Here is a 13,910-nt window from a genome sequence, read left to right as displayed (position 1 = left end):
CGCCCTTAGTTTATCCGGTATTTATCGCAAATTAAAAAATCAGGAATTAACCTTTTAACACTTGCGCCATAGCTTTAGCGAAGTAGTCAATATTGCTGTGGTTTAAACCAGCAATACTGACACGGCTAGAGCCGACCATATAAATGCTGTAGTCCTTACGCAGGCGTTCAATTTGCTCTTTGTTAATGCCAAGGAAAGAGAACATGCCGTGTTGTTTGGTGATGAAGCTGAAATCCTGCGTGATGCCTTCAGCCGCAAACTTATCGATGATCAACTGACGGTAATCATTGATGCGATTACGCATCACAGCCAGTTCCTGATGCCACAACGCCGTTAATTCCTGACTGTCCAGAATATGACTGACGATAATGGCGCCATGGGCAGGCGGCATGGAATAAATACTGCGCACTACGCTTAACAACACAGATTTAGCAATGTCTGTGGTTTTGCTGTCTGCTGTTACTATGCTGCAAGCACCAATACGCTCACGGTACAAACCGAAGTTTTTCGAGCAGGAGCTACACAGCAGCATCTCTTCGACTTGATCGGCCAGATAACGTAAACCCTGAGTATCTTCTTCCAGACCCAGACCAAAACCCTGATAGGCCATATCGACCAGCGGCGTAAAGCCTTTTTCTTTGGCTAAATGCGCAAATTGTTTCCACTGCTCAAAGTTCAAATCCATACCACTTGGGTTATGGCAGCAAGCATGCACCAGCACTACGTCACCGGCAGGAACCTGCGCCAGTTCAGTCAGCATGGCATCAAACTTTAAGCCTTTGGTATCCCAATCGTAGTAAGCATATTCTTTTACTTTCAGACCAGCGGCCTGAAATAACGAAATATGGTTAGCCCAGGTTGGGTTGGTGACCCACACTGTTGCATCCGGATTGGCTTTTTTAATAAATTCAGCAGCAACGCGCAATGCACCTGTGCCGCCAGGGGTGTGAGCTGTAGTGACACGACCGGATAACAATACTTTATGCTGACCCAAGGCCAGTTTTTCGATATGGCTGTTAAAGGATAAATCACCCGCCATACCTATGTAGGTTTTACTATCTTCGTTTTTTAAACGCAGCGCTTCGGCTTTTTTCACACAATCCAGCACAGCCGTATGGCCTTGCTCATCTTTATAGACACCCACCCCAAGGTCCACTTTCAGTGGATTTGGATCTTCTTTATAAGCGGCCATTAAACCTAAAATTGGATCGATAGGGGTCGGCTGTAAGTGCGAAAACATAGTTTTTACCTGTTAGTTTGCGGTGTTAAAGAATCAATTCGGTTTCATCTTATCATGCAGGCAGTAAGTCTGGCAGCACAAGACAGATGGCCACTAAACGAACCAGAGCATCTGTATGGTAGGCCTGACGTTTAAATGCCTCAGCGTCAATAATACCTGCCAGTTCACCTTTGCTATTGAATAAAGGCAAACAAGCTTCGGATAATACTTTTGGATCGCAGGTGTAATATTCGCCACCTGCTGTTAAGTAGGCTGTGACATCGTTAATCACTTTGGCTTTACCCGTCAGACCCACAGTGCTGTTATTGCTGATTTGGGCAAATTCAGCTGTTAACGGAAACTCAGCTCGGGAAGCTGCACCAAAATACGCCAGCTTCACCAGTACAGTTTCGCCTTTTGGGTTCTGACGTTTCTGGTAAATACCAAACCAGTCACTGTCGTTGCTTTGCTGATAGTTTTGCACCACAGCAGTTAACTGGCTTAAAGCTGTAGTTGTTGTTTCGTTTTGGCCCAGAGTGGCGGCCAGATCATAAGGTTCATCGGCCAGTTGGCCAAATAAAGAACAAGCACCACCTTCACCTAACTCAGGCACCTGATAAGACCAGGTCACAGCAGGAGCTGCGGCAGCGGCAAGCTGTGTTTTTAATGTAGACACAGCCTGTTCTATCGCTGTTTCTTGCCCTTGCAATAATGCAGATAATCCTGACTGTTCCAGATATAAATTAATAGACACTTCAGCCATCCAGATTTCTAAAATTGACGATAGTTTACCAGAAGCCTTTTATTTGCCAATGGCTTTTTTTGCCCCACATCAAGGATTTCAAACTTGCTACTTGCTGTTTACATGACTCTTGTTTATCGTGCGCTTTCTGACGACTTACACAGATTGTTTTATGAGTGGCAAAAAAATCTCGTTAGCCGACTGGCAACAACAATTGGGGCGACCTGCTGAAGAAGCAACGGCGGCAGCTGCGGATGATTTGGTCTACAGTACTGATTCAGGTCGTATTGATAAACCCAAACCACAAAAAGCTGTGGCGCAAAGTTTTACCGACGGCCATGCCCGATTAAAACGTGAAACCAAAGGCCGTAATGGCAAAGCGGTGATCACTATTTCCGGCCTTGCTGAAAGCACAGAAAAGCTGGCCGAAATAGCGGCTTTATTAAAGAAAAAATGCGGTTGTGGTGGTTCGGTCAAGGACGGCGTGATTGAGATTCAGGGCGATCAACGCGAACTGGTGCAGCAGGAGTTAACCAAATTAGGTTACAAACATAAATGGGCTGGTGGTTAACCCGCCCCCTTTATACCCAAGTGGATTAAGCGAGCGTCTGATGCAACAACTCTCCCCTTCTGACTTATCTATTCTGCTGATTGAGCCTTCTGATGTTCAACGCAAAATTATTATCAAGCAATTGGCCGAAGAAGGCGCAACCCAGGTCAGTACTGCAGACAGCATTGCAACAGCTATGCTGCAGCTCAAACAGCATAAAGCCGATCTGGTGATCAGCAGTTTATACTTTGAACAAGGCACCAGTCTGGAACTGCTGGCAAAGCTGAAAAACGATACAGATTTAGCCGAAGTACCTTTTGTACTGATTTCCTCTGAAACAAAAAAAGCCCAGCTGGAGCAATTTAAGCAATCTGGTGTAGTGGCGATTTTACCTAAACCTTTTAATTCTGTGCAGTTGGGCAAAGCCTTAAATGCAGCGATAGATCTGCTCAGTCCGGCCGAACTGGAACTGAGTTTATTTGATGTGCACGATGTGCGGGTATTGGTGGTGGACGATAGTCGTCTGGCCCGTAACCATATTAAACGTGTACTGCAGAACCTGGGTATTCAGCATTTAACTGAAGCCGAAGACGGACAACAAGCCATTGATCTGCTGCAAAACAACATGTTTGATTTAGTAGTGACCGACTTTAATATGCCGGAAGTGAACGGTCAGGAGCTGACCCAGTATATCCGTGAACACAGCCAGCAGAGCCATATTCCTGTCTTGATGGTCACCAGCGAAGCCAACGAATCTCATCTGGCGAATATTGCTCAATCCGGTGTGAATGCCTTATGTGACAAACCCTTTGAACCTGAAACAGTGCGGGCTTTATTAAGCCGTATTATGGAGCATTAGGGTCAGAGCTATCAGCTCTGACCCTAAAATCTGCTTTACAAGCCGAAATAAGCCTCTGCACAAGTACGGACAGGGGTTTAACACAGCTGAAATATCTGGGTCAGAGCCAAGGCTCTGACCCACTAGCCTACTTCTGTTTGTTGTAGTCTTTGCCAAAAATCTTGCCAAAGAAGCTGTCTTTTAACCAGACTGGACGCTGTGGATTATTCGCCACTTCAGTGGTAATGCCATAATTGATGTCAGCAAAAGTGGCACCTGCATCGTAACGTATAGCACCAAAGTCAGCAGTTAAACCCGCCTTGTCATCAGTCGGCTTGTGGTAATGCTTGGCAAAAAACTTACCCCAGACTTCGCCGCCTTTTTGCTTTGGATCTTTAGAGGTAAAACCTGTCATCAGAAATACTGAAGGCACGCCTTTTTGCACTAAAGTGTAGTGGTCTGAACGGGTAAAAATAGCCTGTTCTGGCATAGGGTCCGGGCTTTGGGTAATACCCACAGCAGCTGCAGCTGTATCGACTGTAGCGCCTAAACTGGAATGGTTAGCACCAAATGCCACTATGTCAGCAAAAGGATACAACAATACCGGCATATCGATATTGACGTTCGCCACCAGCTTGTCGATAGGACGGGTTGGGTAATGAGCAAAATAGTCAGCGCCCAATAAACCTTTTTCTTCCCCAGTCACAGCGACAAATAACAGAGAACGTTTTGGCCGTTCTGCCTGCTGAGCAAATAAACGGGCGGTTTCCAGCATAATGCTGACACCAGCGGCGTTATCCATAAAGCCGTTATTGATTTTATCTTTGCTACGTACATCGTTGGAAAAGCCAATATGATCCGAGTGCGCTGTCACCACCACATATTCATCTTTAAGCACCGGATCAGAACCAGGTAATACCGCAGCCACGTTCGGGCTGGTGATATCTTCCATAGTGGATTCACGTTTTAAATTGACTGTGCCCTCTAACGCAAAACCTGCTGGCACTTTTTCTGCGGCTAAATCAGCAAAAATATCGTCCAGAGAACGACTGGCGCCTTCGAATAATACTTTAGCGGCATCAGGGTGTAGATAAGCTGAACCTGTTAAAGACTCAAATTCACCTTCAGCTTTACCGTCTTTGTGTAACCAGCGCATACGAGGGCTGGTCAGATACATCAGACTGTTGGCATAAGGCCGTACTTTTTCTTCTGAAGGCGTGTGCAAAGTAATCACACCTACAGCACCACGTTCAGCTGCGTTTTCTGCTTTTAAACTTTGGATATGTGCAGCTTCTTCGCTCGGCAACGACTTAGGGCGGCCACTCAGCATCACTACTATTTTGCCTTTGACATCCAGATTGGCGTAATCGTCCAGATTAAATTCTTTCGAGACCAGACCATAACCAACAAAGACTAAAGGTGCCGTCACGTCCGCTTTGGCATGCAAAGTACTGGGACCAGTGAAAAACTGTTTTGGATAATCAAAGTTTGTGGTTTTGCCAGCTTTAGCCAGCGACATTTTAGCGCTGCTTTGCACCAGCAAGGCTTTGCGCATAGGTACAGATTGGAAATAACCCTGCTCGCCTGCTGGTTCTAAACCTAAAGCCGCCAGCTGTGTAGCAATATAATTAGAGGCAATTTGATGACCACGACTACCGGTATCACGACCTTCCAGGCTGTCATCGCCTAAAAACATCATATGAGCTTCAATAGCTTTAGCACTGGCTTTTGGTTGTGCTAAAGCCGCAGGGTCCGAGGTTTGTGTACTTTGACAGCCTGTCAAAGCAAACAGGAAAGACAAAGCAAAAACTAACGTCAATTTCATAAAGTCACCTTAAAACTCAACAACTCTACACCTCCCCCAAGTGAAGTAACTCTGGTTCAGTTAAACAAGCTATCGATGAAATAGCCTGGGAGATATTCTGTTGTGATTTATTGTATTTCAGTAAACAGGTTATTCGCCCTGCAGTCGTACTAAGTATAACCTCACGGACACTGTGGTGTCTTGAATGTTCTATTTGATACTTTCCCATTCATTGTTAATCATTTGTATAATAAAAAACTTCAAAGTGTAGCTTTGTTACACAATAAAAGAGCTTTGCTGATGAAATCTTTGCTTCCATGCAATAGATGCCAGAATGAAACCATCATTTGTCCACGAGGTGCTGAATCGGGCTTATTCAATGGAGCAATTCTTTCTTGCAACTCACAAGCACATGCGACTTCAGCCAAAAAAACCGCAGTACGCTGCTTTCTGTCAACATTTACCTGTGCTGATCATGTTTTATAAGAAGAGATTAATTTATGAAAGTCAGTCGTATAGTCTGTAAAAAAACCTGTAAAATTGTAGAATCCTGGTGCAACAATAATCGGGACATTTTCACTCATATGTCTTCAATAAATGCCTAACTCTTATATATCAGATATGTTAGCAGATTGTTTATTCAACTAAGTAATCACAACAAAACAATAAGTACCAACATCAAAAAAACATCTGCTAATTTGTTCATCAGAAATTAATGTGATTGGTTTGTTCATGTTCAAATAGCCTCCATGCATAAAGTGTCTTTGGCTCAATTGCGTTTCCCAAGACCAGGCGGTGGAGTCCGGACCACAAAACAGTGAACCAACGGCGATCTCATCAAGCTTTTGGACGATTATCTGTTGCGCTTCGAAAGAAGTATCTTTACACTCCGCTATCTAATTAGTAGCAGACATGTACTATCAAAAAAGCGAGAAACTATGTTCCTAGTAGATATGACTTTTACCGATATGGAAAAAATCACGGCAGAGTTAACCATTCAGCACAAAAACTACCTTGAGCAAGAATATCAATCAAATAAGCTCATTTTTGGTGGACGAAAGGTGCCAAGGACTGGAGGAGTGCTTATTTCACAACATGCAAGTGAGGAAGAATTGAAGCAAGTTTTAGATTCAGATCCATTTATCAAAAGTGGTGCAGTAAGTTATTCAATTATAGAGTTTATTCCTGTGATGGCTTCTAAAGATTATACGCAGATTCTTACCCAGTCAGGCAGTTGATGTCTTCTGCGTTACATATGCATAAACATTCTACTCATTAAGGTGCTCGCGAAAACTTTATCCGCACACCTTATTTAAACTCAATACGATGCAAACTTTTAGTGGAGTAGCTTTAGTTTGCAGTATGCAACAGGGACCTTTCGGGTAGCCTGACAACTGACAAAGATGTTAACATAACACCATATTATTACTAACATAAGTTTGAATTTGATGCCTAAGCAAATATTACCTAATCAGCCTGTAAGGGGTTCCAACTCGGGCATTCCCATTATGGCTACGTTTGATCTGTTAGGTCAAAAGTGGAATATGAGGATCTTGTGGCAATTAAGTAAAAACCCTATGAGCTTTAGACAACTACAACAGGCTTGTGGCCAGGTCGCTCCTTCGATGCTGAACACCAGAATCAAACAACTCAAAGAGGCTCAGCTTGTGCTGACCACTGACGCTGGATATGAATTAACCCAGATAGCTCAGGAGTTAGTCAAAGCACTGGATCCCCTCAGGGATTGGTCCCAGCAATGGGCTGAATTATTGCAGATTGAACCAGCGAAGGGCACTGATTAATCATTTGCCCCTGTTTTGTAGTATTACGTCCCACAACCTCTTCCCCTCCCTCTCTGCACTACAAATTACCACTGATATGCTGACCACACTCAAGTACCTATTACACCTAAATTTTACCCATTAAGATTTTTTTTGTTATTTTTTTGAAATTACACTGTTAACCAATTGCCAACTCAAATTACCAATGCTAGCATTCGCTACTCTTTTGATAGCGCTATTGAATTTGTAGCGAATTGCTTTAGACCAATTATCTGGCCTTTGGATCAAACAAACGATGAGTTCACACAATGACAACAAGTAAAGCGATCATGCTACTGGTCCACCAAGGTTTTTCCTTTGTTGAGGAGATCAGCACGTTAGTGAAAGAAGCCGGTTTGGGTCTTTGTATTTTGACGTCCAAACCACAAAACCCGGACCGGATCGAGTTGATCTCAGGCCTGACTGAACATGTGTGCGTCTCTGAGCACACTGCGTTACAGCAAAGTGATGTGGATACAGCTTTGGCTCTGCTCAAATCCAGAAACATCGATTTGATAAGTTGTATTGCCACCTACGAAGGCTACAGATTGTTAATGGCTGAGGTGAACAGCAACTGCAATGCACTAGACTCTTCTGTCAGCTCTATAGCCAAAACCCTCGATAAATACTCGTTTCGTAAGGAACTGTTTGACGCGGGAATCAGCCAGATTGAGTCAGTTTTACTGAATAAGGCTCGCTTTCAGCAATGCAAGAACGAGAACAAAACCTTATTTATAAAACCCCGCCGTGGCGCTGCATCTTTTAGCTCTTTTCCATTAAGTGACGAAATTACCTGGGATTTCATTGTAGAACAGCAACAAGCGATGAAAGCTGATGCGCAGTTTTCAAGTATGTTTCTTGGAAACTATGATTTCGTGGCCGAAGGTTTTGTGACTGGTCAGGAATTTAGTTACGAAGTCGTTTTGTTGGAGGGGCAGGTTTACCTAATGGCAATCCATGAAAAAGTAGGTCTGAAGAATCTGGCATTCTCAGTGCTTGAAACCGCGTTTCTAAGTCCCCCCATAGCTCCAATAACACAACACTGGTCACTTGCCAGAGCAAAAATTGCTGAAGCCATGCAGGTTCTTGGGCTTGAAAATGGAGTGTTCCACATTGAAGGCCGCTATGACTTAACCGCTAAGCATTTTGATTTTATTGAGATTAATCCTCGAATGGGTGGTTCATTGATCAATCACAGTGTGGAGATTGTGACTCAGGGATATTCCATGCTGACCCTATGGGTTCAATTGATGCTGGTCAAAAGTGCAGAACAAAAAATGGCATTAAAGGCTTTACTGGAGCGCCTGGAGTACAGCTCTGAACATTCTCCGGTATCCAGCTACATCCAGATCTATTACGCAGAATCAGGCAAAGTTATTAAAACCGTTGAGAAAAAACACTGCGAGCTGGAACCAAAAACCTTTTTGATCCACATGAAAGAAAAGATGGCAACGCCAAATTCTAACCGGGAAATTTTTGCGGCTGAAGGGGTCTGGCAAATTTCACGTACAACCAGAGAAGAAGAAGTGGTGCAGTTGGCCAAAGTCTGTGAGCCCATATTTGAATTGAGTTACCAGTAGGAATTGGCAATGAACCATTTGCGTTTTAGTGCGGGTGTTTTTTCGTTTTTTATCGGTGGCCAAATCCTGTTGTTTGTGATCCCACTTTATGTCTTTCTGGATACCAGAGACATAGGTCAGCTGGGTTTATTGCTGTTTATTGAGTGGACACCTGCATTAATCGCGTTCCCTTTAGCCGGGTATTGGGTCGATAAAATTTCAGCAATCCGCACTTTTCAAATTGCCAATGGCATGCGTGCATTGGCCTGTTTATTAGCGTTTTCTGCTTTGCAATGGTATCCGGCTCAAGGGATTTATATTCTGACTATACTGGCCGCTATTGCCTCATTCTTTCTTGCGAGCGCCAGAGTTTCAACTGAAACCCTGGTCGCTGAAAATACTGAAGGCGACACCCTGGCTAAATTTCAGGCCGTAATTCAAAGTGCTGAAATCAGCAGTATGTTGTTTGGTCCAGTGCTGGCATCACTTTGTGTTTTATTTCTGGAAAAAGAGACCTTGGTGCTTTTAGCCGCTCTGTCTTTTGCCTTTCCTCTGCTGTGTACAAAACGCATCATCGCAATCAAACGTAATCTCAAAAATATAGGTCCGCTGCAACAAACAGTCCGAGGATTTAAGTTGTTGCTCTCCAATCAGGTACTGATGTATCTGGTTTTATTGAACTGTACTGTAAATTTTTTAGCCAGTGTGGTCATGGGGTTAAATGCAGCTGTGGTAACTGATATTTTTGCAATGCCAGAACAATATTACGGCTACCTGAACAGTGCTGGTGGTGTTGTTGCTTTACTGGCAATGGCTCTGGTTCCTGCAATGCTAAAAAAATACCAATTGATCCACTTCGGTGTTGGTGGCCTGACAGGTTGTTTTATCGCAGCTATAGCACTGACTTTTTTATCTTCTTTTGCGTCCTATGTAGCGGCTTATATCGCAATGTTGTCCGCGATCACTGTGTATAACGTCTACAACAGAACATTAAGAGCGCAAATTATTCCAAAAGCAGATTTTGGCATAGTAATGGGTGCTTTTTCGCTGTTGAACATCTCTTCTGTTCCGCTCTCCGGTCTTGCCATCTATCTATTTGGCAACAGCCTCGGCTATCAGCCCATGCTCCTGTGCACTACTGTGATTACCGCAGTTTCTGCTGCTGTTCTGATGTTGTTGCTTACCCTGCACAATCGAAAATCACTGTCACCCGCAACCTCCAGCACCTGACACTTAAGGAATTCAGTTATGTTGTTAAATGCTTGGTTTAACAGACCTTTCTATGGCGTTTTGTCGCTAGCTTTGATTCTGATGGCAGGCGTTGCCGCCTTTATCCATCTGCCTGTTGCATTATTACCTGATATTGATAAACCAGTACTGAAGATAACGACTCAGTGGTCTTCTGCTTCAGCGCAGGAAATTCAGGATTACCTTATTACACCACAGGAAAGAGCACTGAAAGGCATATCCAATCTCCATCAGGTGATTTCAAAAGCATATAGAGGCAGAGCTGAAATTGAACTGACATTTGATTTCAATACCAATATAGACAGAGCCTTTATGGATGTGCAACAGCGTTTATCCATGGTTCGCAGTAAACCTGAAGATGCTTTGCCCACTATCATCGAGCGCAGCGGATCGGAACAGACTCTGGTTTTTATGTTTGCACAGAACACAAACAACAATCAGATGGAAATTGATGAATACGAGGAACTGCTTGAAACAGAAGTGCTGAACAAGCTGATGCAGATTGACGGGGTGTCCCATGCCAAATTATCTCTTGCGTCAGAACAGGAACTGCATGTCGTAGTGGATATGGATAAGCTGGCCAGCTATGGTCTTCGTATTGACGATATTAAACAAATTATGTCGTTAAATAAAAATGTTTCAGCAGGAGTCATTGGTGCAGGAAAAACCTCTTATGAGCTAAGGTATGAAGGTGAAAAAGATAAATTCACATTGGGACAAACCCCACTGCCGTTAGCGGATGGTGCCAGAATTAAACTCAGTGATGTCGCCGATATACTGCAGACACGCAGCCGCCGTCAGCATTTTGTTATCCAAAACGATCACCCGGCTATTGGCATTCATGTGTTTAAAACACCAGAAGCTAATTTATTAGGCACGCTGGAAAAAGTTTCAACACTGATACAACAACTGAATCAGGGAGTATTAGAAAAACATGGTATTAAAATAGAGAAATCTTTTGATCCATCCGTGTTTATCAACCGCTCTGTGGATCTGGTGATTTCTAATCTTGTGATAGGTACTTTTCTGGCTTTTGCCTGCTTGTTTTGGTTTTACCGCCGCAGGTCAGCAACAGTGCTGATTTCTTGCTCCATTGTTAATACTCTGCTGGCTACATTTATCGTGATGTACCTGTTTAACCGCAATCTCAATATCATTTCTCTGGCCGGTATAGCGTTGGCGACTGGTGTTATTCTGGACTCATCAATTATCATTTTTGACAGTATTACCAAGCAGTTTAAACAAGGGATCAAAGGTGTTCAGGGCATTATTCTTGGTTGTATAAAAGTTCAGTCGGCTCTGATTTCATCAGTAGTAACCAGCATAGTGATCTTTTTACCCTTGTTGTTAGTGAATAGTTTTGAAGGGCGTATTTTTTCGGATCTGGCGTTTACTATCAGTGTGGCTATCGGGCTATCATTTATTTTCAGTACCTTCTTTTTCCCTTTAGCTTTTATCTATTTTCCACATGTGCTGGAAAAGCCAGTCAGGCAACAACATCAGGGGTTAGAGCTAATATCCACCGTGCTACTGGCGGCTCAGCATTCAAGAGAGCGCAGTAAGCTGGTTTTGGTGGCTATTGTGGTTCTGGTTGTACTGGTGTTCAGCACCATAGTACCCAAAATAGACTTATTACCACCGATGCGCCGTGATGCCATAGATTCACTTTTAATTATCAACAAAGGCGCCAACCTTGACTATCTGGAAAAAGAGATTGGCTACACAGTAGTTGAGCGATTACAACCCTATATACATCGCCAGAAAGAGCCTCACTTAGCCAATTATTATGTCGCAGTTTCACCGGATTTCACAGCATTGGGGGTGCGTGCTTTACATAGCAAAGACACAGAAGCCGTCAAAGCATTAATTTCCTCCGAAATATTAAAAGATTTGCCTGGAGTGGCCTCAGTAACCTATCAGGCGAGTTTGTTTGGTGCACTGGAGAGTGCCCGCAGCATTTCCATGGACCTGGCGGGCAACAACGTTGAACGACTATTCGAACATGCAGCGATACTGAAAAAACGGATTGTCGAACAAATCCCGGGGGCTGATGTACGGATCCTGCCGAAACCTGAATTTGATGTACCACGCTTATCTGTATCACCTGATTACCAGAAATCAAGCCAGCTAAAAGTCGATCTTGTTGATGTGCTTGCGACTTTGGAGATGGCTGGGGATGGTCTGTATGTTGGACGATTATCACATGAAGGGAAAATTCAGACTGTTCGTTTAAAAATGAAAGGTGTGGAGCATGTTTCTGATCTGAATAATATCAGCGTGATCAATGCAGACAACGAGTTGATCCCATACCGGGAGCTGGTGACCAGCCGTACAGACGTTACTGTATCCGAACTGCGAAAAGTTAATTTTCAGACCACAGCAACGTTAATGGTTGTGGTGCCAGATCATTGGCCTATGGGAGATGCGGCTGAGCTATTGCAGAGTTTGGCTGACCATTTTAACCAACAAGCCCACCCTGATCTTAGCTCAGCCAGTATAGGTGGCGCTTCAGATATGTTGAATGAAGCCATAGATAACCTGCTAATTCAGTTTGCTTTTACTTTTTTTGTGTTCTTGCTCCTGATGTTTCTGACGTTTAAATCAATGAAATATGCGTTGGTAATCACCCTAACTCTGCCCGTGGCTTCTATAGGCGGCTTTATTGGTCTGGCTGTGAATGGCTTATTTTACCCGGTAACACTGGATTTACTGACCTTGCTTGGCTTTGTGATCCTGATTGGTCTGGTGATTAATAACTCCATTTTATACATCGGTACCTACCAGCAACTACTGCAGCAAGGGCAGTCCGTTCAGGATGCTCTGCGTGGGGCCTTTGAGGATCGGCTCTTACCTATAAGTGTCAGCACCGCCACAACTATTGCAGGCATGCTACCTCTGGCTTTTATTCCGGGCGAAGGCAGCGAGCTGTACCGAGGCTTAGGTATCGTGATTGTCAGCGGCATGTCTATTGGCAGCCTGCTGCTGATGCTGATCATTCCATCGCTGTTAAATCTGCTCGACTCACCTACACACCCAGCCGAAGCACCGCGCGGCTCAGACCTCAATATTGATTTATCAACAGGAGCTAAGTAATGCCTAAATTATTGATATTTACTGCTTTAACCTTATCAACAGGTGTAATTGCAGCCACTGCACAACCCGTAGTGACATTCCAGCTCCCTTTCAATCAGGAACAACCCAAACTTGATGTCCTGGCCAGAGTGCAAAGCAACAAAATGGCCAGCATCTCAACCGATGTAGGCGGACAGATCCTGACGATCAGTGAGGTAGGAACACAGTTTAAAAAAGGACAGGTGCTGGTTGTTCTGGAAGACAAATCTCTGCATTTTGAGCAGCAACAAATCAGCGCTGAAATAGAACAAAGCGAATTGTTATTAAGCCATCTGGAAAAGAAGCTGATTGCAATCCGCAAACTGTCGTTAACTGAGTACAGTTCCAGATTATCCGTTGATGAAATGGAAACAGAAAAACTCATTACCCAACAAAAACTACACTCTCAGTTAGCCAGGCAGCAGGATTTAACGAAGCAGCTTACCCATCTGCAGATCAAAGCGCCTTTTGATGGAGTAATAAGTCAGGTGCAGAATTACGCCGGTGATTTTATCCGCGCAAATCAAGCCGTTCTGACCATTCATAGCACCCAGGTAGAGGCAATCGCCAGGGTGACCCAGTCTCAAGCTCAGTCAATTCATGAAGGTCAACAAATTCAACTGCTGGACGGTGAGAATAAAATTACCGCGCTGGTCAGCAGGATATTCCCGGTTGCTGATTCTCTAGGGGCCTTACTGGAAGTCAGAATGCTGCCACAAAACCCTTTGCCTGTTGGAAAGCTGCTAACGGCCCAGTTCGATATCCACTATAGCCAGCCCGTTTCCATGATCCCTGAAGATGCCTTACGCATTGAAAAAGCAGGAGTCTCTTTTGTACGGGTGACCGCCCAACACAAAGCTGAGGTCATCACCACTCAGATCATTGACCGCTATAAAAACTGGATCGTCATACCACAACAGATCAATTCAGGGGAGTCCTTAGTCATTCGTGGCAATGAATCACTGAAAAATGGCGACGCAGTACAGGTTGTTAACCTTTAAGAATTACTTTACAGGAGG

The 13,910-nt window shown here is 44.0% G+C and carries 11 protein-coding genes; 8 read left to right on the top strand and 3 right to left on the bottom strand.

What is annotated here, in order from left to right; translation table 11 throughout:
- Nucleotides 1-46 precede the first annotated feature (46 nt).
- Together LSG34_RS06060 and LSG34_RS06055 are read right to left on the bottom strand one after the other, a co-directional pair.
- Nucleotides 47-1,240, bottom strand: coding sequence for an amino acid aminotransferase (locus LSG34_RS06060; RefSeq protein ID WP_233007930.1), 1,194 nt, complete (start codon nt 1,238-1,240; stop codon nt 47-49).
- A gap of 52 nt (nt 1,241-1,292) precedes the next feature.
- Nucleotides 1,293-1,982 (bottom strand): GAF domain-containing protein, encoded by a 690-nt coding sequence (locus LSG34_RS06055; protein ID WP_233007929.1) that lies wholly within the window; start codon nt 1,980-1,982, stop codon nt 1,293-1,295.
- A 151-nt stretch (nt 1,983-2,133) separates the two neighbouring features.
- Here LSG34_RS06055 and LSG34_RS06050 point away from each other — a divergent pair, with 151 nt between their 5' ends.
- Both LSG34_RS06050 and LSG34_RS06045 read left to right on the top strand, forming a co-directional pair.
- Nucleotides 2,134-2,532: a translation initiation factor gene (locus LSG34_RS06050; protein ID WP_233007928.1), complete on the top strand. Its 399-nt coding sequence runs from the start codon at nt 2,134-2,136 to the stop codon at nt 2,530-2,532.
- 40 nt (nt 2,533-2,572) lie between these two features.
- Nucleotides 2,573-3,370, top strand: a complete 798-nt coding sequence (locus LSG34_RS06045; RefSeq protein ID WP_233007927.1) for a response regulator — start codon at nt 2,573-2,575, stop codon at nt 3,368-3,370.
- 127 nt (nt 3,371-3,497) lie between these two features.
- Here LSG34_RS06045 and LSG34_RS06040 read toward each other — a convergent pair whose 3' ends face one another.
- Nucleotides 3,498-5,174 carry a M28 family metallopeptidase gene (locus tag LSG34_RS06040; RefSeq protein ID WP_233007926.1) on the bottom strand — a complete coding sequence of 559 codons (1,677 nt, stop codon included), beginning with the start codon at nt 5,172-5,174 and terminating at the stop codon, nt 3,498-3,500.
- Between the two features lie 917 nt (nt 5,175-6,091).
- Here LSG34_RS06040 and LSG34_RS06035 point away from each other — a divergent pair.
- The 6 genes from LSG34_RS06035 (at nt 6,092) to LSG34_RS06010 (ending at nt 13,892) form a co-directional block, all read left to right on the top strand.
- Nucleotides 6,092-6,391, top strand: a complete 300-nt coding sequence (locus LSG34_RS06035) for a YciI family protein (protein WP_233007925.1) — start codon at nt 6,092-6,094, stop codon at nt 6,389-6,391.
- A 270-nt stretch (nt 6,392-6,661) separates the two neighbouring features.
- On the top strand, nt 6,662-6,955 hold the full coding sequence (locus tag LSG34_RS06030) for a winged helix-turn-helix transcriptional regulator (RefSeq protein ID WP_233007924.1): 294 nt from the start codon (nt 6,662-6,664) through the stop codon (nt 6,953-6,955).
- A gap of 287 nt (nt 6,956-7,242) precedes the next feature.
- A complete protein-coding gene (locus LSG34_RS06025) occupies nt 7,243-8,553 on the top strand; it encodes an ATP-grasp domain-containing protein (RefSeq protein WP_233007923.1) in 1,311 nt (436 codons plus the stop codon).
- Nucleotides 8,554-8,562: 9 nt separating this feature from the next.
- Nucleotides 8,563-9,762, top strand: coding sequence for an MFS transporter (locus LSG34_RS06020; RefSeq protein WP_233007922.1), 1,200 nt, complete (start codon nt 8,563-8,565; stop codon nt 9,760-9,762).
- 18 nt (nt 9,763-9,780) lie between these two features.
- Nucleotides 9,781-12,873 (top strand): efflux RND transporter permease subunit, encoded by a 3,093-nt coding sequence (locus LSG34_RS06015; protein WP_233007921.1) that lies wholly within the window; start codon nt 9,781-9,783, stop codon nt 12,871-12,873.
- The gene (locus tag LSG34_RS06010) at nt 12,873-13,892 is read left to right on the top strand and encodes an efflux RND transporter periplasmic adaptor subunit (protein WP_233007920.1); all 1,020 of its coding nucleotides are present in this window, start codon (nt 12,873-12,875) and stop codon (nt 13,890-13,892) included. The genes LSG34_RS06015 and LSG34_RS06010 overlap by 1 nt, the downstream gene beginning before the upstream one ends.
- Nucleotides 13,893-13,910: the final 18 nt, after the last annotated feature.

Origin of the sequence: Rheinheimera faecalis, from assembly GCF_021290965.1 — a bacterium.
Lineage (GTDB): Bacteria > Pseudomonadota > Gammaproteobacteria > Enterobacterales > Alteromonadaceae > Pararheinheimera > Pararheinheimera faecalis.
Note: the sequence above shows the minus strand (reverse complement) of the source record. Positions and strands in the feature narration are given on the sequence as shown.

What these genes read in the sequence shown, in the direction of transcription:
- LSG34_RS06060 (WP_233007930.1), bottom strand. Translation starts at nt 1,240, where the DNA reads ATGTTTTCGCACTTACAGCCGACCCCTATCGATCCAATTTTAGGTTTA.
- LSG34_RS06055 (WP_233007929.1), bottom strand. Translation starts at nt 1,982, where the DNA reads ATGGCTGAAGTGTCTATTAATTTATATCTGGAACAGTCAGGATTATCT.
- LSG34_RS06050 (WP_233007928.1), top strand. Translation starts at nt 2,134, where the DNA reads ATGAGTGGCAAAAAAATCTCGTTAGCCGACTGGCAACAACAATTGGGG.
- LSG34_RS06045 (WP_233007927.1), top strand. Translation starts at nt 2,573, where the DNA reads ATGCAACAACTCTCCCCTTCTGACTTATCTATTCTGCTGATTGAGCCT.
- LSG34_RS06040 (WP_233007926.1), bottom strand. Translation starts at nt 5,174, where the DNA reads ATGAAATTGACGTTAGTTTTTGCTTTGTCTTTCCTGTTTGCTTTGACA.
- LSG34_RS06035 (WP_233007925.1), top strand. Translation starts at nt 6,092, where the DNA reads ATGTTCCTAGTAGATATGACTTTTACCGATATGGAAAAAATCACGGCA.
- LSG34_RS06030 (WP_233007924.1), top strand. Translation starts at nt 6,662, where the DNA reads ATGGCTACGTTTGATCTGTTAGGTCAAAAGTGGAATATGAGGATCTTG.
- LSG34_RS06025 (WP_233007923.1), top strand. Translation starts at nt 7,243, where the DNA reads ATGACAACAAGTAAAGCGATCATGCTACTGGTCCACCAAGGTTTTTCC.
- LSG34_RS06020 (WP_233007922.1), top strand. Translation starts at nt 8,563, where the DNA reads ATGAACCATTTGCGTTTTAGTGCGGGTGTTTTTTCGTTTTTTATCGGT.
- LSG34_RS06015 (WP_233007921.1), top strand. Translation starts at nt 9,781, where the DNA reads ATGTTGTTAAATGCTTGGTTTAACAGACCTTTCTATGGCGTTTTGTCG.
- LSG34_RS06010 (WP_233007920.1), top strand. Translation starts at nt 12,873, where the DNA reads ATGCCTAAATTATTGATATTTACTGCTTTAACCTTATCAACAGGTGTA.